Here is a 19,206-nt window from a genome sequence, read left to right as displayed (position 1 = left end):
CATCGCGTCCAGGGGCCGGGGCCTCTCGCGTGCCGCGTCGCCGCCGCTCAGGAATCCACCAGTTGTGCCAGCTCCACCGGTGAGGGCGGATCGGGTGGCTCGGACCCGAAGGCCCGTTCCGCCGCCGCGACCAGATGGGTGGATCGTTTCCCCCAGACGGAGGCGCCCAGTTCGATGAAGACCGCCTGCGCCTCGCGCAGCCGTTCCAGCGACTCGGGCAGGCCCAGAAGCAACTGCGCGCAGCCGAAATCGGTCAGGGCCCGGGCGTGCAGGTACCGGTCGTTGACGTCCTTCGCCGCGGACATGGCCTTGCGGAGCACGGTGACGGCCTCCTCGGTGTCGCCCCTGCGCCAGCGGGCCTCGCCGATTCCGCGCAGGGCGTGGCCTTCACCGAGCCGGTCGCCCTCGGAGTCCAGGAGCGCCAGCACCGCGAAACAGGCCTGCTCCGCGCCGAGGTGGTCCCCCTGGCGCAACTTGGCCTCCGCGAGCCGGTAGGTGTTCTGCGCCTCGCCGCGCCGGCTGCCGGCCTCGCTGCTCTTCGCGATGGCCTGCGTGCTCAGGGCGATGCCGGAGTCGATGTTCCCGTTCTCCAGCTCGATCTGGGCGAGCAGGCCCAGGGCGTGCGACTCCCCGGCCAGGTCCCCGGCCAGGCGGAACGCCTCGAGCGAGCGCCGCGTCAGGTCCTGCGCCTGGGGGAGGTCGCCGACGAACCGCCGGCACAGCGCCAGGTTGCGCTGGACCACCGCCAGGCCCTGCGGGTCGTCCTCCTGCTCGAACAGGTCCAGCGCGGGCTGGAGCCAGGACTCGGCCTCGTCGTAACGGCGCTGGTAGATGGCGCGGGTGCCGAGGGAACGCAGCATCGTCGCCTCGCCGCGCCGGTCGCCGGTGCGCTGCGCCGCGGCGAGGGAGGCCATGGCGCTGGTGTGCCAGTCCTCCAGGTGGTTCTTCGCCTCGAAGAGCGTGGTGGCGTTGACGGTCAGCCCCCACGCGTAGGAGCTGCGGCCGGCGGCGGCCGCCTGGGTGATGAGGTCGGTGAGGGCGGTGCGCTCCGACTCGAACCAGGCCATCGGGTCCTCGACCAGGAGGTCGATCAGGTGCGCGGGCTGGGGCGTGGCGAGCGGGGCGCCGTAGCCCTGGTGGTGGCTCCCGCCGTAGCGGCGCCGCCGCGCGACGTCCGCGATCTGGAGGTAGGCGGCGTACAGCCGTTCCAGGGCGCCGCCCTGCTCCTCTTCGCTCTCCTCGGCCTGCGCGCATTCCCAGGCGAACACCCGCAGCAGGTCCTGGCAGCGGTAGCGCACCACCGGACCGCTGTGCGTCGAGGAGACGGACAGCAGCTGCGCGTCGAGCAGCTCCTCGAGCAGGGACTCGGCCTCGGTGCAGTCGGTGTCGATGAGCGAGGCCGCCGCCCAGGCGGCGAAGTCGGGGACGGTCAGGAGGCCGATGCGCCGGTAGAGCCGGCGGGCCGAGGGGGAGAGGTCCCGGTAGCTGAGCCGGAAGCCGGCCCGGACGCCGAGGTCGCCCAGGCTGAGCTCGTCCAGCCGCCGCCGCTGGTCGCGCAGGCGCATGGCCAGGTCGCGGACCGTCCAGTAGGGCTTGGCGGCGAGCCGGGCGCCCGCGATGCGCAGCGCCAGCGGCAGCCGGTCGCACAGTGCGGCCAGGTCGGCGGTGGCCTGCGGGTTCGACTCGACCCGTGTGCTGCCGGCGATCTCGGCCAGCAGGTTGCGGGCCTCCTCGGGCGACATGACGTGCAGGGGCACCTGGAGCAGCGCGAAGTCGCCGAGCAGCCCGACCATGGGGTCCCGGCTGGTGATCAGTACGCAGCAGCGGCCGCTCCCCGGGAGCAGCGGCCGGATCTGTTCGACGTCCCGTACGTTGTCCAGCACGATCAGCATGCGTTTGCCGCCCAGCATGCTGCGGTAGAGCCCGGCCCGCTCGTCGAGGTCGGCCGGTATCTGCGTCGCCGGCACCCCGAGGGAGCGCAGGAACTGGTCCAGCACCGCGTTGGTGGTGACCGGTTCGTCCTTCTCGTGGTAGCCGCGCAGGTCGGTGAAGAGCTGCCCGTCCGGGAACCGGCCCGCCACCTGGTTCGCCCAGCGCACGGCGAGGGCCGTCTTGCCCACGCCGCTGACCCCGCTGATGGCGGCCACTATCAGCGGGGACTGGCCGTACCGCTCGTCCAGCATCCCGTCGAGCCGGCGCAGCGCCTCGGTGCGTCCGGTGAAGGAGGCGGACTGGACCGGCAGTTGGGCGGGCGCGCGGGTGTGGGGGGCGGGCGCCGGATTGTGCGCGGGCAGTACGAGGGTGGGCGAGTCCTTGAGGACCAGGTTGTGCAGGGACTGGAGCGCGGGGCCCGGTTCGATGCCGAGTTCCTCGGCCATCAGGTCGCGGCCCTCGCGGAAGACGGCCAGCGCATCGGCCCGCCGGCCCGAGCGGTAGTGGGCCAGGATCAGGTGAGCCCGGGCCTGTTCCCGTAGGGGGTGCTCCTTGACCAGGGTCGTCAGCGTGGGGATGACGGTGTGGTGGCGGCCGAGTTTCAGCTGCAGTTCCGCGTATTCCTCGCGGAGGTTCAGACGTACGGATTCCAGCTGCGCGGCCTCGGCTTCGATGCGGTCGCCGGAAAGCCCGTCCAGGGCGGGGCCGCGCCAGAGCGCGAGCGCTTCGGTGATCAGCCCGCAGGCCGCCGCGGTCTGTCCCGAGCGGGCCAGTTCGCGGGCTTCGCCGACCCGTGCGTCGAATTCGATGGTGTCGATGTGGTGTTCGAGGCCGTTGAGGACGTAACCGGGGTGCGAGGTCGTGATCAGCTCGCCGCCGCCGGCCTTGTCGTTGAAGACCTTGCGCAGACCCGCGACGCAGATCGCGATCTGGTTGCGGGCCGTCGCGGGAGGGCCCGAGGGCCATACCGCCTCGATGAGACTGTCGACCGAAACCGCCCGGTTCGGAGACAGCAGCAACATGGCCAGGATGGTTCTCTGGCGGGGGCCCCCGATGTTGATTGTCTCGTCTTCGACCCTCACGGCGAGTGGGCCCAGAAGGTTGAATGTGAATCGTCGCACGCTGGTAGATCCCCCATCAGTGCCAGCAACGCTTGTTGATCACATGCAGTGTGAGCGTCTACCCGTGAGTAGTCCAACCCGTTCCACGGCCTGAACAAGTTGGGTTCACCCCTGATGTCTTTGGCGTGAACATTACTTGCGGTAATGGGCGTTCGTTGCGGAACTCCTCAGTTCCCCACGGGAAGGCCGGTCGGCTCCTTGATCCGCTTCATGATGATCTGGGAGTTCACCTCGGTGACACCTGAAAGTGCGGTGAGCCGCTCGATCCACAGCCGCTCGTACGCGCGCAGGTCCGCGACGGCGATGCGCAGCAGGCAGCCGGGGCTGCCGAAGAGGCGGTAGGCCTCGACCACGTCGGGAATGTCCTGGAGCGCCGCCTCGAAGGCCTCGACGGCCTCCCGGTCCCGGCGGACCTCCACCGACACCAGCACTTCGAACCCCCGGCCCACCGCATCGGGGTCGATCACCGCGCGGTAGCCCTGGATCACCCCGTCCTGCTCCAGCTGGCGCACCCGGCGCATGCAGGGGGAGGGGGTCAGGCCCACGCGCTGGGCCAGCTCCTGGTTGCTGAGCCGGCCGTCGCGCTGGAGCTCGCGCAAGATTTCACGATCAATGGCGTCCATCGCGCAATTATCGCTCATCGTTTGTTACAGGAGTGCTAGAACGCGCAATCGCATTGCGCGTAGATCTCACTATCATTGCCCTCTCCAGAAAACATGTACGAGAGCATCCGGGAAGGGTGGCCATGGGGCGCATCGTCGTCATCAGCACCGGCGGGACCATAGCCAGTCGGTGGAAGGGCTCGGGCTTCGCCGCCGAGGCGGACGGCCGGGAGGTCATGGCCACCGCCCCGCTGCCCGAGGGCGTCACCGTCGAGGTCGTGGACCTCTTCAGCGTGAACAGCCCCCGCCTCACCACCGCCCACCAGCTGACCCTGCTGCGCACCGTCCACGAGGTCCTCGCCGACCCCGGGGTCGACGGCATCGTCGTCACCCACGGCACCGACACCCTCGAGGAGTCGGCCTTCCTGGTCGACCTGCACCACCACGACGCGCGCAGCGTCGTCTTCACGGGCTCGCAGCTCCCCATGGGCTCCGCCGACGGCGACGGACCCGGCAACCTCTACGACGCCCTGCTCACCGCCGCGAACACGCGCGGGCTGGGCGTCCTGATCACCTTCGCGGGCCGGGTGCACGCCGCCCGCGGCACCGTCAAGACGCAGGCCGTGGCCCTGGACGCCTTCGCGGACCCCTCGAAGGAACTCCTCGGCAAGATCGGCTTCGGCAGGGTCACCGTGCTGCGCCACCCCGAGCGCCCGGCCCCCCTCGCGCTGCCCGCCATGCCGGAGCTGCCGCCGCGCGTGGACATGGTGATGCACCACGCCGACGGCGACCCGCTGCTGCTGAACGCCGCCGTCGAGGCCGGCGCCCGGGGCATCGTCCTCGTCGGCACCGGCGCGGGCAACGCCACCCCCGAGATCGTCGAAGCCGTACGGGCCGCCGTCGCCCGCGGTGTGCTCGTCGCCCTGACCACGCGGGTCGCGGCCGGCCCGGTCACCGAGATCTACACGCACGGCGGCGCGGTCGACCTCGTCGCCGCCGGAGCCGTCCCGACCGGCACCCTCCGCGCCGGCCAGGCCCGTATCGCGGTCCTCGCGGCGCTCCTCTCCGCCACCGACCCGGCCGACCGGAACCGCGCCCTGCGCGCGGCCCTCGGCGCCCCCGACCCGGTCCTGGTCGAGGCGTAACGTTTCTCCGAGGGGACGGGCCCCGGGCGCCACTAGGATCTCCGCAACGGTCGCGACGTTGCAGGGGGACGCATGGAGCCCGGGATCATCGGCACCCGACTGGCCTCGGCGGCCATCGGCCCGCTCGTCAGGAAGCTCTTCGTCACCGAGGGCGGCGGCGCCGGACTCGTCGACAAGCCGATCCGGATCTCCGGCTACGTGTCGTTCACCGGCGAGAAGCGCTCCCTCACGGAGTCCGATCTGCGCACCCTCGCCGCGAAGTTGGTCCGCCAGGCACTGCGTACGGGCGAGCGCCCCATCGCCGCCGACGAACAGCAGGCCGTAGCCGACGCCCTCGCCACCACCCTGCACGCCCTCGGCGACCTCACCCTCAGCGACCTGGACGCGGTCCGCCTCGGCTCGGCGGCCTTCGCCCGCGAGCTGCGCCGCGCCGCGGGGCGTCCCGACCGCGAACTGACCGCCGACGGCACGTACTTCTACGAGCGACTGCTCGAAGCCGCCTGCCTGCACATCCTGCACTTCTTCACGCAGCGCTCGACCTTCGTGGCCCACGCCCTGGTGGAGCAGACCCGGGGGATCGGGGAACTGACGGCGAAGGTGGACGAACTGATCCGCCGCGATCCCTTGCCGGGGGCGGAGGACGCCGCGTTCGAGCAGGAGTACCTCCCGTATGTGGCGAAGAAGCACGCCAAGCTGGAGATCTACGGCATCGACCTCGGCAACTCCCCGAAGCGGTGGCCGCTGGACGCGGCGTACTTGAGCCTGGAGGTGACGGCGCGGTGGCGGCACGTGCGGGCAGTGCGGAAGTGGGCCGTCCTGGCCGAAGGTGAGCTGTCGGAGTCCGTTGCCGAGGGTGAAGCACCGACCCCGGACCCCGACGTTCGCGTTGCCTCGACCTTGGCCTGGCAGGCTGCCGACTGGGCCCAGACCGTGACCCGTCGGGCCCGGATGGTGGCTGAAGGCGAAGTCGATCGGTCCACCCTGGCGCAGCTGCTGGCCGGCGCTTTCGCCCCACAGCCCGCCGACCAGGCCCTGGCCGGCAGCCACCGGGTCCTGCTCCGCGGCGAAGCCGGCTCCGGCAAGACCACCCTGGTGCAGTGGCTGGCCGTCTCCGCCGCCCGGCAGGACCTCTCCCCGCAGATGGCGTACCTCGAGGACCGCATCCCCTTCGTCCTGCCCCTGCGCACGCTGACCCGTCACGGCGAACGGCTCCCCGAGCCCCGGGACTTCCTCACCGCCGCCGGCTGCATGCTCAGCGGAAGCCAGCCCGACGGCTGGGCGCACCGCGTCCTCGCAGCAGGGCGCGGACTGGTCCTCATCGACGGCATCGACGAGGTCCCCGACCGCGAGCGCGAGCGCACCCGCAGCTGGCTGCGGGACCTGATGGACCTCTACGGGGGCGACAACCGCTGGCTCGTCACCTCCCGCCCCTCCGCCGTCGGCATGGACTGGCTCGCCGAGGACGGCTTCACCGAGCTGACCCTCTCCGCGATGGGCCCCGCCGAGATCGCCACCTTCATCAAGCGCTGGCACGCGGCGGCCCGCCAGGGCACGGCCGAGGACGAGGAGCTGGAGGCGTACGAGGCCCAGCTCCTCACCGCCGTACGTCTCAAGCCCGATCTCGGCCGGCTCGCCACCAACCCCCTGATGTGCGGCCTGATCTGCGCACTTCACCGCGACAGGGGCGGCTATCTCCCCCACGGCCGCAAGGAGCTCTACCAGGCCGCGCTCTCCATGCTGCTGAGCCGCCGCGACCGCCAGCGCGACATGCGCGTCCCGGACCTCCCGGAGGCCCCGCAACTCGACCTGCTCCAGCGGCTCGCGTACTGGCTGATCAAGAACGGCCGTACGGAGATGGACCGTTCGCGCGCCGAGGACATCATCGCCCGGGCCCTGCCCGCCGTACCGCAGGCGGCCACCCTGGGCGGAGCACCCGAGGTCTTCGAGCACTTCCTCCAGCGCAGCGGACTGCTCCGCGAACCGGCCCCCGACACCGTGGACTTCGTCCACCGTACCTTCCAGGACTTCCTCGGCGCACAGGCCGCCGTGGAGGAGGGCGACTTCGGACTCCTCACCGACCACGCCGGCGACGACCAGTGGGAGGACGTCATCCGGATGGCGGTCGCCCTCGCCCGGCCGGCCGAGCGCGTGGCCGTCTTCCGCGACCTGCTCGCCCTGGGCGACCGCTCCTCCGACCGGCGCACCCAGGCACGCGTCTACCTGCTGGCGGCGGCCTGCCTCGAACACGCGACCACGCTCGCTCCCGAGGTACGCGCGGAGGTGGAAGCGCGCACCGCCACCCTCATCCCGCCGCGGAACGAGGAGGAAGCCCGAGCCCTGGCCGAGGTCGGACCGCTGGTCCTGGGCCTCCTCCCGGGCCCTGTGAACCTCGTCGGCATGGACGCGTACCACGTGGTGATCACGGCCTCACACATCGCGTCGGAGGCCGCGGTCCCCTTCCTCGCGCAGTTCGCCCGGCATCCCTACCGCCAGGTGCGTTCGCAGCTCATGTGGACCTGGGCGCGCTTCGATTGCGCCGGCTACGCGGACGAGGTCATCGCCCGCCTGGACCCGGCCGATCTGCTCTACACCATCCGGTCCGACGAACAGCTGGAGCAGCTGGAGCGCCTCGGAATCCGTCCGGACAGCCTGGACATCAGGCGTGGCGTGTCCTTGCAGGCCCTGACGGGGTTCCTCGGCCGGTGCAGCCCCGCACACTTCGCGCTCCAGGGTGCCTCCGTGTCGGATCTGTCCTTCCTGGCGGGGGAACGCGCCCCGACGTCCCTCTCGCTCATCGACTGCCCGGAGCTGAAGGACCTGTCCGCGATCCGTGGGATGCCGGTCGCGCAACTCGACATCACCACTCCCCGACCGGACTTCGACCTGCGCGCGGTCTCCGAGCTGCGGGTGCTGGACTTCCTCAGCATCGACGGTCCTGACGGCATGAGCTGGTCCGTGACGGAACTGCCCACGGACGCCCCCTTGGGCGTGCTCATCGTCTCCGGCGGGGCGAGTCCCGCGAACGGGCTCAAGGGACTGGGGGCGTTCTCCGGTCTGAGCCACCTGCAACTCAATCCGGCGTCCAGTCCGGTCTCGGCCGCGGACTGGCGGGAAATCCACGCCCTGCCCCTCATCTACTTCAAGGCGTCCGCCTCGTCGTTCGCCACCCTGCCGGCGGACGTGACCCTGCCGGACGTCGTCTGCCTGGTCCTCGACGGTGGTGGCGGGGAGGGAGCCCTCCAGGCTGCCATCCGGCGGCTGCCCGCCGTGTTCCCCATGCTGGAGGACTGCCGGTTCATGGGCGACCTCACCACGGAGGGGGACATCGACATCGCGCCGTTGGCCGAACTGACCGCGCTTGAGGACGTCTACGTCCATGCGGACCGTGATCGCGTCCGCGGTGTCGACCTGCTGCCGCACGTGGCCTTCAGGTGGGGGAGCCCGGCCAACGGGTGATCCCGGCGTGGGCCCGGCACCCCGGGCCCACGCCGACCGCTCAGCCCCCCGCGAACGCCGCCAGGATCCGGTCCGCCGCCGACGTGGCGGTGACGGTGCCCGCGCGGACGCCGGCTTCGAGGGACGGGGCCAGCTCCCGTACGGAGGGGTTCGCGCGCAGGCGTTCCAGCAGTTCGTCGCGGACCATCGACCAGGTCCACTCCACCTGCTGCGCGGCCCGCTTCGCCGCCAGCCGGCCGCCCGCCTCCAGCAGCACCCGGTGCTGTTCGAGGCGGTTCCAGACCTCGTCCAGGCCGGCCGATTCGCGGGCGCTGCACGTGAGGACCGGTGGGGTCCACGCCGCGTCCACCGGGTGCATCAGGCGCAGCGCGCCCGACAGCTCCCGGGCGGCGGCCTTCGCGTCGCGCTCGTGCGGGCCGTCCGCCTTGTTCACCGCGAGGACGTCCGCCAGCTCCAGGACGCCCTTCTTGATGCCCTGGAGCTGGTCGCCCGTACGGGCCAGGGACAGGAGCAGGAAGGAGTCGACCATCCCCGCGACCGTGGTCTCGGACTGGCCGACGCCGACCGTTTCCACGAGGACGACGTCGTAGCCCGCCGCCTCCATCACGATCATCGACTCGCGCGTGGCCTTCGCCACCCCGCCCAGGGTCCCCGCCGACGGGGAGGGGCGCACGAAGGCCGCCGGGTCCACCGCCAGGCGTTCCATCCGGGTCTTGTCGCCCAGGATGGAGCCGCCCGTACGGGTGGAGGAGGGGTCGACCGCGAGGACGGCCACCCGGTGCCCCAGGCCCGTCAGCATCGTGCCGAACGCGTCGATGAAGGTGGACTTGCCCACCCCCGGAACCCCGCTGATGCCGATCCGGCGCGCCTTCCCCGTGTGGGGGAGCAGCTCCGTCAACAGCCGCTGCGCCAGGGTGCGGTGGTCCGCCCGGGTGGACTCGACAAGGGTGATGGCGCGCGCTATGTGCGCGCGCTTCCCGTCGAGCACGCCCTTCGCGTACACGTCGATGTCGATCTTCGGGGGCATACCCGGCGCCCGCCTACAGCTCGTGGCCCAGATCCGCGGCCAGCCGCGTCACCAGGTCGTGGGCCGCGTCCGGGATGACCGTGCCCGGCGGGAACACCGCCGTCGCGCCCATCTCCAGCAGGGTCGGGACATCGGCCGGCGGGATGACACCGCCCACCACGATCATGATGTCCTCGCGCCCCTCCTCCGCCAGCTGCTCGCGCAGCGCCGGTACGAGGGTCAGGTGGCCGGCCGCCAGCGACGAGACGCCCACCACGTGGACGTCCGCCTCGACGGCCTGGCGGGCCACCTCCGCGGGGGTCTGGAACAGAGGGCCGACGTCCACGTCGAAGCCCAGGTCGGCGAAGGCGGTCGCGATCACCTTCTGGCCGCGGTCGTGGCCGTCCTGGCCCATCTTGGCGACCAGGATGCGCGGACGGCGGCCCTCCGCCTCCTCGAACCGGTCGACGAGCGCACGGGTGCGCTCCACGGACGGGGACTCGCCTGCTTCGGTGCGGTACACACCCGAGATCGTACGGATCTGGCTCGCGTGCCGCCCGTACACCTTCTCGAGTGCGTCCGAGATCTCACCGACGGTCGCCTTGGCCCGTGCCGCGTCCACCGCGAGGGCGAGGAGGTTGCCCTCCAGGCCCTGGCCGGCCCCGCGCTCGGCGGCGTTCGTCAGCGCGCGCAGCGCGTCCTGGGTGCGGGACTCGTCGCGCTCCTCGCGCAGCCGCCGCAGCTTGGCGATCTGCTGGGCGCGCACCGAGGAGTTGTCGACGACGAGCACGTCGATCTGCTCGTCGTTCTCCACCCGGTACTTGTTCACGCCGATCACCGGCTGGCGGCCGGAGTCGATCCGCGCCTGCGTACGGGCGGCGGCCTCCTCCACGCGCAGCTTCGGGATGCCCGCGTCGATGGCCTGGGCCATGCCGCCGGCCGCCTCGACCTCCTCGATGTGCTGCCAGGCGCGCCGGGCCAGGTCGTACGTCAGCTTCTCGACGTACGCGCTGCCGCCCCACGGGTCGATCGACCGGCAGGTCCCCGACTCCTGCTGGAGCAGCAGCTGGGTGTTGCGGGCGATGCGCGCCGAGAAGTCCGTCGGCAGCGCGAGGGCCTCGTCGAGGGCGTTGGTGTGCAGCGACTGGGTGTGCCCCTGGGTCGCCGCCATCGCCTCGATGCACGTACGGGTCACGTTGTTGAAGACGTCCTGCGCGGTCAGCGACCAGCCGGAGGTCTGCGAATGGGTGCGCAGTGACAGCGACTTGGCGTTCTTCGGGTCGAACTGCTTGACCAGGCGCGCCCACAGCAGGCGGGCCGCGCGCAGCTTCGCGACCTCCATGAAGAAGTTCATGCCGATCGCCCAGAAGAAGGACAGGCGCGGCGCGAACGCGTCCACGTCCAGTCCGGCGCCCTGTCCGGCGCGCAGGTACTCCACCCCGTCCGCGAGGGTGTACGCCAGCTCCAGGTCGGCCGTGGCCCCCGCCTCCTGGATGTGGTACCCGGAGATCGAGATGGAGTTGTAGCGCGGCATCTTCTGCGAGGTGAAGGAGAAGATGTCGGAGATGATCCGCATCGAGGGCTTCGGCGGATAGATGTAGGTGTTGCGGACCATGAACTCCTTGAGGATGTCGTTCTGGATGGTCCCGGCGAGCTTGTCGGGGGAGACGCCCTGCTCCTCCGCCGCCACGATGTAGAGCGCGAGGACCGGCAGCACCGCGCCGTTCATCGTCATCGACACCGACATCTTGTCGAGGGGGATCCCGTCGAACAGCTGCCGCATGTCGTAGATCGAGTCGATCGCCACGCCCGCCATGCCGACGTCGCCCGTCACCCGCGGGTGGTCGCTGTCGTAGCCGCGGTGCGTCGGCAGGTCGAAGGCCACCGACAGGCCCTTCTGGCCGGACGCGAGGTTGCGCCGGTAGAAGGCGTTGGACTCCTCGGCCGTGGAGAAGCCGGCGTACTGCCGGATCGTCCAGGGCTGGTTGACGTACATCGTCGGGTACGGGCCGCGCAGGTACGGGGCCACGCCCGGGTAGGTCTGGAGGAAGTCCAGGCCCTCCAGGTCCCGTCCGGTGTACAGCGGCTGCACGCCGATGCCCTCGGGGGTCTCCCACAGCAGGTCGCCGGTGGCGGTCCCGGTGGACTCCTTCACCGCCGCCCGCCACTGGTCCTCGGTGGCGCCGCGCGGGCCCGCGCCGAGGGCGAGTTCGGAGAAATCGGGGATGCTCAAGACGAGACTCCCATCCGGTCGAGTACGGAGGACAGCACGGCGACCGCGTCGCAGCCGGCGAAGACGTACTCGTCCACGGCGCCGGCCGAGGTGCCGGGCTTGCCCGCGAGGAACACGGTCGTCGCGCCCGCCGAGCGCAGGGCGGCGGCCACCGCCCCGGCCTGCTCCTCGTAGAGCGCGTCGCTGGAGCACAGCACCGTCACGCCGTCCGCGCCGCTCGCCGCGTACGCCTCGGCGGCGCTCGCCGCGTCCACCGACACGGGGTCGTGCACGGGCTCGATACCGCCCGCCTGGAAGAGGTTGGAGGCGAAGGTGGCGCGCGCGGTGTGCGCGGACGCCGGGCCCAGCGCGGCGAGGAAGATCCGCGGCCGGGCGCCGGTGGCCTCCAGGTGCGCGTCGCTGCGGGCGCGCAGGGCCTCGTACGCCTCGTCGCGCCGCACCCGGGGGAGACCGCCGGACGGCGCCGCGGGCGCGGGCTCGCGTACGACGGGCTTCTCCGACAGCAGCGGGAACTCGCTGACACCGGTGACCGGTTCGCGGCGCGTGGCCAGCTTCTTGGAGCGCGCCGCCCAGGTGGCCGCGAGCCGCTCCGCGACCAGCCCGGAGCGCAGCGCGGCGGCCTGGCCGCCCGCCCGCTCGACGGTCTGGAAGAACTCCCAGGCGGCATGGGCCAGTTCGTCGGTGAGGCGCTCGACGTAGTACGAGCCACCGGCCGGGTCGATCACCCGGGCCAGGTGCGACTCCTCGAGCAGGATGGTCGAGGTGTTGCGGGCGATGCGGCGCGCGAAGGCGTCCGGCAGGCCCAGTTCGCCGTCGAAGGGGAGCACGGTGACGGAGTCCGCGCCGCCCACGCCCGCCGCCATGCAGGCGACGGTGGTCCGCAGCATGTTCACCCACGGGTCGCGGCGGGTCATCATCACCGGCGAGGTGACGGCGTGCTGCCGCTGGGCGCCCGCCTCCGGGGCCCCGCAGGCCTCGGCGACCCGGGCCCACAGGCGGCGCGCGGCGCGCAGCTTGGCGATGGTCAGGAACTGGTCGGCGGTCGCGGAGTAGCGGAACTCCAGCTGCCCGAAGGCGGCTTCGGCGCTCAGCCCGGCGTCGGTCAGGGCGCGCAGGTACGCCACCCCGGTGGCCAGGGACAGCCCCAGCTCCTCGGCGGCCGAACCGCCCGCCTCGTGGTACGGCAGGGCGTCGACGGTCAGCGCGCGCACGCCCGGCCAGGAAGCGGCCGTCTCGCGGGCCAGTTCGGCGGCGGGCGCCAGGTCCAGGGCCTCACCGGTACGGGCCTCGTGGCCCAGCGGGTCGATGCCGAGCGCGGCGCGGGCGGCCTGCGGGGCCACCTCGCGCGCCGCGTACAGGTCGAGCAGTGCCCGGGCGGCGTCGGCGTACGCGGCGCCCGCGTCCAGGGCGACCGGCGCGAGGTCGAGGTAGACCCCGTCCAGGGCCCGGCCCAGGCCCTCGGCCGGGATGCCGCCGTGGCCGACGGTCAGCCACAGGGAGGTGGTGCCGTTCTCGAGGTCGGCGAGGGCCGCCTCGTTGATCCGTACCGGATCACTGCCCGCGAGCCGCTGGCGCACGTCCCAGCCCGAGGCGCTGGTGCCCTCGGGGGTACCACCACGCACGAAGGGCGCGAAGCCCGGGAAGCCGGTGTCGGGGGCGTCCCCATCGGGGCGCGCCGTGTACAGCGGGCGGGTGATGAGCCCGTCCTCGAGCTTCGTGGAAAGCGCTGCTTCCGCTGCCTCGCCGGATACTTCCTTGCCGGACTTGCGCAGTACGCCCTCGACCAGGCGTTGCCACTGCTCATGTGTCGCGTCAGGAAACTCGGCGGCCAGGGAGAGCCCGTCGTCAGGCAGGACCGTCATGGCTCGAATGCTAGGTGCGCCCGCTAAAGCGAGAGAAGGACCATCGGATGTGATCTCCCCCTCTCAGATGAGCCCCGGCCGTGCCGTGTCCTTGACGGGCCGGCGGCCCGGCGGCCCCGCCGTGCTGTCGATGTGCCTGGGTGTGTCCCGTAATCGGGCGTCGCTCCCTCCGGGCCGTTGCGCCCGTGCGGGGTGGTGCGTGGCGGGCGCGTTGCGGGGCCGTGAAATCCAGCCATGGGTTTTCAGCCGCTGGGCGAGGGGGAACTCGCAGGTCAGCGTGGGTGTGGTGGGTATCCGGCGGGGTGCGGGGCGGGGGTTGACCCGGGGCGGGGGCGCTGACAGGCTCCGAGCCATGACCGCGAACGAGCACCTCGCCCCGCGGCTCCACACCCCCGGCCTCTGTACCGCGCCGGGCCGGTGTCCGGGCCGCTGTCCGGCCCCCCTCGGGGCCTGACCCCCGCCCGCCCAGGCGCCCGGGCCCCGGCCGCGTGACTCCGACGGCCCGAAACCGCCGGTACCCCGGGCCTGCCGCCTGAGGCCTGCGCGGCGGGGCTCGGACCCGGGCCGTCTCGTTCGGATCTCCCCCGCCTCGCCGAGGCTCCCCGGGTACCCGCCGTGCGATCCACGGCACCGGGGTTAGCGGGGGTCCCGGGCGTGGCACCCGCACCCCGGACCGGCCCGCAGCCTCCGGGGCACGAGGGGCGGGCCCGCCGGCCAGCGCCACCGAAACCGGACCCGCCGCCAGGCCCCGGGCCCCGCGACACCCGAACCCCAGGGCCCCACCTCGGCGGAGCCGGACCATTCCGCCGACCTGGTCGGCCCCGTCAGTCCGGTCGGCCCCGTCAGTCGATCCGGTCGCCCCAGCCAGTCCGGTCACCCCAGTCACCCCGGTCGGCCCGGTCACCCCAGTCAGTCCGGTTACCCCGGTTACCCCGTTACCCCGGTCAGTCCGGTTACCCCGGTCGGCCCCGTCGGCTCGGTCGGCCCGAACGGGTCCGCCCGCCCGGGGTCAGCCGTCGCAGGCCCCGGCCGCCAGGCCGAGAGCCGTCCCCGTTCCGTCCCCTTCGGGGCCGGCCGGTCCCGAGACCGGCCACGCAACCTCCGGCCCGGCAGCCCCCTGGGGCCGCACAGGCCCAGGCCCACCCGCCCATCGCCCCCGACCGGTCAGGCCGGGAGCCGTCCGTCCGCTTCCCTCGGCCCCCGGCCAGGGCTGAGGCCTGTCGAGCAGCCAGCCTCCGGTCCGCCCGGCCGGGAGCGCCGTCACGCCCCGGCCGGTCAGGCCGGAGCCATCCGTACCACCCGCCCCGCCCCGCCCCCGGCCGGCCCGGCCCGGCCGAGGGCCACCGCCGCAGCCTCCGGGCGGCCAGCCCAGAGGTCCCCTTCCCCGGCCGGCCAGGCCATCCGCACTCCCAAGGAGTCCCCATGACCACCACCACCGCCACCACCGTCACCCGCCTCGGCGGCCGCATCGGGGCCGGGATCGGCGGCGTCCGCCTCGGCGGCGGGCTCGATGCCGAGACCGTCGCCGAGATCCGCGGCGCCCTCCTCGCCCACAAGGTCGTCTTCTTCCGCGGCCAGGACCACCTCGACGAGGCCGGCCACGAGGCCTTCGCCCAGCTGCTCGGCACGCCCGTCGCGCACCCCACCGTCCCCTCGGCCGACGGCCGCTACGCCCTCGGCATCGACTCCCACCACGGCGCCCGCGCCAACCAGTGGCACACCGACGTCACCTTCGTCCCCGCCTACCCCGCCTTCTCCATCCTCCGCGCCGTCACCATCCCCCCGTACGGCGGCAACACCCTCTGGGCCAACACCGCCACCGCCTACTCCCACCTCCCCGAGCCGCTCCGCGCCCTCGCCGACGGCCTGCGCGCCGTCCACTCCAACGAGTACGACTACGCCGCCCTCAAGCCCGACGCCCTCCCCGAGGCCCTCGCCCAGTACCGCGAGGTGTTCACCTCCACCACCTTCCTCACCGAGCACCCGGTGGTCCGCGTCCACCCCGAGACCGGCGAACGCACCCTGCTCCTCGGCAACTTCGTCCAGCGGATCCAGGGATTCACCGGCCGCGACAGCCGCGCCCTCCTCGACCTCTTCCAGACCCACATCGAGAGCCCCGAGAACACCGTCCGCTGGCAGTGGCGGACCGGCGACGTCGCGATCTGGGACAACCGCGCCACCCAGCACTACGGGGTCGACGACTCCGACGACCACGAGCGCACCCTGCGCCGCGTCACCGTCGACGGCGACGTCCCGGTCGGCCCCGACGGGGTGCCCTCCCGCCTGATCAGCCCGGAGGCCGTCCCGGACCCGGCCTTCGGCATCGCCTCGGGAGCCTCGACCGTCGCCTGACCCGCAGCACCCGTCAGCCCCAGCCCGCCGCCCGCCGCAGAACGGAGCGCCCCCGTGCCCAAGCTGCTCGCCCTCACCGGCAGCCCCTCCGCCCACTCCCGCACCGCCGTCGTCGCCGACCACGTGCTGCACCGCCTCTCCCACGCCGGGTTCGAGACCGCCCACCTCTCCGTACGCACGCTCCCCGCCGCCGATCTGCTCTCCGCCCGGCGCGGCGAGCCGGAGATCCGCCGCGCCCTGGAGGCCGTCGCCGAAGCCGACGGCCTGGTCATCGCGACCCCGGTCTACAAGGCCTCGTACACCGGGCTGCTCAAGGCCTTCCTCGACCTGCTCCCGCAGGACGGCCTGGCCGGAAAAACGATCCTGCCCCTCGCCACCGGCGGCAGCCTCGCCCACGTCCTGACCCTCGACTACGCCCTGCGCCCGGTCCTCGCCGCCCTCGGAGCCCGGCACGTCACCGCGGGGCGGTTCGTCCTCGACTCCTCCGTCGAGCGCGGAGCCGGCCCGGACCGGCTGCGCCCCGAGGCGGAACTGGACCTCTTCCAGGCCGTCGACGAGTTCGCCGAGGCCCTGCGCCTCGCCGGAGCCCCCGCCACCGCCCTCACCACCGCCCCGTAGCCACACCCACAAGGACCCGCCATGCCCGCAGCACCCAGCCCGACCACCCGCTCCCGGCGCCAGTTCCTCACCCTGCTCGGCATCTCGGCGGCCGCGGTGAGCTGCGGCACGGCCACCGCCACCGGAGGCGGCTCCGGCCGCTCCGGCAGCCAGGTCACCACCCTCAAGTACCAGGGCAACGTCGGCTACGTCACCCTTCCGGAGCTGGCCGCCGACCTGGGCTACCTGGGCGACCTCAAGCTGGAGTGGGTCGGCAACACCATCAGCGGCCCGCAGGACATCCAGTCCGCCGCCACCGGCCAGATCCACTTCGGGGGAGCCTTCAACGGCGCCATCGTCAAACTCGCCGCCGGCAACGCCCCCATCAAGGCCGTCATCTCCTACTACGGCGTCGACCAGGACGTGTACAGCGGCTACTACGTCCTCGAGGACAGCCCGATCCGCTCCGCCCGCGACCTCCTCGGCAAGAAGGTCGGCATGAACACCCTGGGCGCACACTCCCAGGCCCTCCTCGACGTCTACCTGAGCCGCAACGGCATCTCCAAGGCCGAGGCCGCCAAGGTCGAGGCGCTGGTCGTGCCGCCCGTCAACACCGAGCAGGTACTGCGCCAGAGGCAGATCGAGGTCGGCGTGCTCAGCAACGTACTGCGCGACAAGGCCGTGGAGGCCGGCGGGATCAGACCGCTGTTCAGCGACTTCGACCTGCTCGGCCGGTTCAGCGCGGGCTCGTACGTGATGACCGAGCGGTTCGTGAAGGAGAACCCGGACACCGTCCGCACCTTCGTGACCGGCGTCGGCAAGGCCATCGAATGGTCGCGCTCCACCCCGCGCGAGGAGGTCATCGCCCGCCAGACCGAGATCGTCCGCAAGCGCGGCCGCAACGAGGACACCTCGACGCTCCGGTTCTGGCGCTCGTACGGGGTCGCCGGGCGGGGCGGCCGGATCGAGGACAAGGAGTTCCAGCTCTGGCTGGACTGGCTCGCCGAGCGCGGCGAGATCAAGCCCGGCCGGCTCACGGCCGCCGGCCTCTACACCAACGAGTTCAACGACCAGGGGAAGGGCTGAACCCGCATGGCCAAGATCGTGTTCGACGCGGTGACGAAGACCTTCCCGACCAAGGACGGCAAGGGCCGCGGCGGCGGCCCGCGCGAGTTCACCGCGCTCGACGGCATCGACCTGGAGATCGGGGCGGGCGAGTTCCTGGTCGTCGTCGGCCCCAGCGGCTGCGGCAAGTCCACCCTCCTCGACCTCCTCGGCGGACTCACCCGGCCCACCTCCGGCCGCATCCTGCTGGACGGCGAGCCGGTCACCGGGCCCGGCCTGGACCGGGGCACCGTCTTCCAGCAGTACGCGCTGCTGCCGTGGCGCACCGCGCTCGGCAACGTCGAATTCGGCCTGGAGGCCACCGGCGTCCCCCGCCGTCAACGAGCCGCGAAGGCCCGGGAGTTCCTGGACCTGGTCGGCCTCGGCGGTTTCGAGGACCGCCACCCCCACGAGCTGTCCGGCGGCATGCGCCAGCGGGTCGCGATCGCCCGCTCGCTGGCGTACGACCCGGACGTGCTGCTCATGGACGAACCCTTCGCCGCGCTCGACGCACAGACCCGCGAGTCCCTCCAGGACGAGCTGCGGCGCATCTGGCAGCGGACGGGCAAGACGGTCGTCTTCATCACGCACGGCATCGAGGAGGCCGTGTACCTCGGGCAGCGGGTGGCCGTCATCACCTCCCGCCCGGGCCGCGTCAAGGAGGTGGTCCCGGTCTCCTTCGGCGGCCGCTCCACCGGGGCCACCGGCGAGGACCTGCGGTCCAGCCCGGAGTTCGCCCGCTACCGCCACGAGATCTGGACCCTGCTCCACGACGAGGTGGCCCGCGCCCAGCAGCTGGAGAAGGAAGAGGCCACCGTATGAGCACCGACACCCCTGCCGCCGCCCTGGCCGCGCCGGACACGACAGCACCCCCCGCCGCTGCGAAACCCACCGCCCCCGCAGGGGCCGTACGCACCTCCGCGCGCCCGGAGCCCGCCCGCCCGGCCCCGCCGCGGACGGCCCCGCAGCGCGCGGCCCGGCCCGGCGCCGGTCCGGCAGCGGCCGTACTGCGCCGGCTGCGGGCCGCCCTGCTGCGGTCGGCGGCGATCCTCGCCCTGCTCGCGCTGTGGGAGGCGGCGCCCCGGCTCGGCCTGACCGACGCCACCTTCCTGCCGCCGGCCAGCGAGGTGGCCCGGGCCTGGTGGGAGCTGCTCGGCGACGGGCAGCTCGGCGAGCACGTCCGGGCCAGCCTCACCCGTTCGTTCGGCGGCTTCGCCATCGCCGTGGCGGTGGCGGTCCCGCTCGGCCTGCTGATCGGCTGGTACCGGCCCCTCGCCGCGTTCCTCGGCCCGCTGCTGGAGCTGTTCCGCAACACGGCGGCCCTCGCGCTGCTGCCGGTCTTCGTCCTGCTGCTCGGCATCGGTGAGACCTCGAAGGTGTCGATCGTCGTCTACGCCTGCGTCTGGCCGATCCTGCTGAACACCATCAGCGCCGTCGGCAACGCCGACCCCACCCTGGTCCGGCTGGCCCGGTCGATGGACCTGTCCACCCCCAGGCTCTTCCAGAAGGTGATCCTGCCGTCCTCGGTACCCGCCGTCTTCACGGGCATCCGCCTGGCGGGAGCCGTCTCGATCCTGGTTCTCGTGGCCGCCGAGATGATCGGCGCCAAGGCGGGGCTCGGGTACCTGATCAACGCCTCGCAGTTCAACTTCGCCATCCCCCAGATGTACGCGGGGATCGTCACGATCTCGGCGATCGGGGTGGCCTTCAACCAGGTCCTGGTCACCATCGAACGCCGCCTCAGCCTCTGGCGCGTCCCCGCCTGACCCGCCCCACCCGCGCCCCCACCCCCACCC

12 protein-coding genes are annotated in these 19,206 nt (G+C 72.7%); 7 read left to right on the top strand and 5 right to left on the bottom strand.

What is annotated here, in order from left to right; all coding sequences use genetic code 11:
• Positions 1–47 precede the first annotated feature (47 nt).
• A complete protein-coding gene (locus OOK34_RS02240) occupies positions 48–3,014 on the bottom strand; it encodes a BTAD domain-containing putative transcriptional regulator (RefSeq protein WP_267036592.1) in 2,967 nt (988 codons plus the stop codon).
• Between the two features lie 206 nt (positions 3,015–3,220).
• Complete coding sequence (locus OOK34_RS02235) at positions 3,221–3,676, bottom strand: Lrp/AsnC family transcriptional regulator (RefSeq protein ID WP_267032175.1); 456 nt, start codon at positions 3,674–3,676, stop codon at positions 3,221–3,223.
• A gap of 122 nt (positions 3,677–3,798) precedes the next feature.
• Between OOK34_RS02235 and OOK34_RS02230 the strand changes: the two genes are divergently transcribed.
• Together OOK34_RS02230 and OOK34_RS02225 are read left to right on the top strand one after the other, a co-directional pair.
• Positions 3,799–4,800: an asparaginase gene (locus tag OOK34_RS02230; RefSeq protein WP_267032174.1), complete on the top strand. Its 1,002-nt coding sequence runs from the start codon at positions 3,799–3,801 to the stop codon at positions 4,798–4,800.
• 72 nt (positions 4,801–4,872) lie between these two features.
• Positions 4,873–8,256: an NACHT domain-containing NTPase gene (locus OOK34_RS02225; RefSeq protein ID WP_267032173.1), complete on the top strand. Its 3,384-nt coding sequence runs from the start codon at positions 4,873–4,875 to the stop codon at positions 8,254–8,256.
• 40 nt (positions 8,257–8,296) lie between these two features.
• Here the strand turns inward: OOK34_RS02225 and meaB are convergent, their stop codons facing one another.
• Genes meaB through OOK34_RS02210 form a run of 3 tightly spaced genes read right to left on the bottom strand, consistent with a single transcriptional unit; the run spans position 8,297 to position 13,357 of the window.
• Positions 8,297–9,283, bottom strand: coding sequence for a methylmalonyl Co-A mutase-associated GTPase MeaB (gene meaB / locus OOK34_RS02220; RefSeq protein ID WP_267032172.1), 987 nt, complete (start codon positions 9,281–9,283; stop codon positions 8,297–8,299).
• Positions 9,284–9,296: 13 nt separating this feature from the next.
• The gene (gene scpA / locus OOK34_RS02215) at positions 9,297–11,495 is read right to left on the bottom strand and encodes a methylmalonyl-CoA mutase (RefSeq protein WP_267032171.1); all 2,199 of its coding nucleotides are present in this window, start codon (positions 11,493–11,495) and stop codon (positions 9,297–9,299) included.
• Positions 11,492–13,357: a methylmalonyl-CoA mutase family protein gene (locus OOK34_RS02210; protein ID WP_267032170.1), complete on the bottom strand. Its 1,866-nt coding sequence runs from the start codon at positions 13,355–13,357 to the stop codon at positions 11,492–11,494. Before OOK34_RS02210 ends, scpA begins: the two co-directional genes overlap by 4 nt.
• A gap of 1,422 nt (positions 13,358–14,779) precedes the next feature.
• Here OOK34_RS02210 and OOK34_RS02205 point away from each other — a divergent pair.
• Genes OOK34_RS02205 through OOK34_RS02185 form a run of 5 tightly spaced genes read left to right on the top strand, consistent with a single transcriptional unit; the run spans position 14,780 to position 19,176 of the window.
• Positions 14,780–15,709 (top strand): TauD/TfdA family dioxygenase, encoded by a 930-nt coding sequence (locus tag OOK34_RS02205; RefSeq protein WP_267032169.1) that lies wholly within the window; start codon positions 14,780–14,782, stop codon positions 15,707–15,709.
• Between the two features lie 54 nt (positions 15,710–15,763).
• Positions 15,764–16,327 (top strand): NADPH-dependent FMN reductase, encoded by a 564-nt coding sequence (gene ssuE / locus OOK34_RS02200; protein ID WP_267032168.1) that lies wholly within the window; start codon positions 15,764–15,766, stop codon positions 16,325–16,327.
• Positions 16,328–16,348: 21 nt separating this feature from the next.
• Complete coding sequence (locus OOK34_RS02195) at positions 16,349–17,392, top strand: ABC transporter substrate-binding protein (protein ID WP_267032167.1); 1,044 nt, start codon at positions 16,349–16,351, stop codon at positions 17,390–17,392.
• Positions 17,393–17,398: 6 nt separating this feature from the next.
• The gene (locus OOK34_RS02190) at positions 17,399–18,232 is read left to right on the top strand and encodes an ABC transporter ATP-binding protein (protein ID WP_267032166.1); all 834 of its coding nucleotides are present in this window, start codon (positions 17,399–17,401) and stop codon (positions 18,230–18,232) included.
• Positions 18,229–19,176: an ABC transporter permease gene (locus OOK34_RS02185; RefSeq protein WP_267032165.1), complete on the top strand. Its 948-nt coding sequence runs from the start codon at positions 18,229–18,231 to the stop codon at positions 19,174–19,176. Before OOK34_RS02190 ends, OOK34_RS02185 begins: the two co-directional genes overlap by 4 nt.
• Positions 19,177–19,206: the final 30 nt, after the last annotated feature.

This window comes from Streptomyces sp. NBC_00091, from assembly GCF_026343185.1.
GTDB lineage: Bacteria > Actinomycetota > Actinomycetes > Streptomycetales > Streptomycetaceae > Streptomyces.
Note: the sequence above shows the minus strand (reverse complement) of the source record. Positions and strands in the feature narration are given on the sequence as shown.

What these genes read in the sequence shown, in the direction of transcription:
- OOK34_RS02190 (WP_267032166.1), top strand. Translation starts at nt 17,399, where the DNA reads ATGGCCAAGATCGTGTTCGACGCGGTGACGAAGACCTTCCCGACCAAG.
- OOK34_RS02235 (WP_267032175.1), bottom strand. Translation starts at nt 3,676, where the DNA reads ATGGACGCCATTGATCGTGAAATCTTGCGCGAGCTCCAGCGCGACGGC.
- OOK34_RS02210 (WP_267032170.1), bottom strand. Translation starts at nt 13,357, where the DNA reads ATGACGGTCCTGCCTGACGACGGGCTCTCCCTGGCCGCCGAGTTTCCT.
- meaB (WP_267032172.1), bottom strand. Translation starts at nt 9,283, where the DNA reads ATGCCCCCGAAGATCGACATCGACGTGTACGCGAAGGGCGTGCTCGAC.
- OOK34_RS02185 (WP_267032165.1), top strand. Translation starts at nt 18,229, where the DNA reads ATGAGCACCGACACCCCTGCCGCCGCCCTGGCCGCGCCGGACACGACA.
- OOK34_RS02225 (WP_267032173.1), top strand. Translation starts at nt 4,873, where the DNA reads ATGGAGCCCGGGATCATCGGCACCCGACTGGCCTCGGCGGCCATCGGC.
- OOK34_RS02205 (WP_267032169.1), top strand. Translation starts at nt 14,780, where the DNA reads ATGACCACCACCACCGCCACCACCGTCACCCGCCTCGGCGGCCGCATC.
- OOK34_RS02230 (WP_267032174.1), top strand. Translation starts at nt 3,799, where the DNA reads ATGGGGCGCATCGTCGTCATCAGCACCGGCGGGACCATAGCCAGTCGG.
- OOK34_RS02195 (WP_267032167.1), top strand. Translation starts at nt 16,349, where the DNA reads ATGCCCGCAGCACCCAGCCCGACCACCCGCTCCCGGCGCCAGTTCCTC.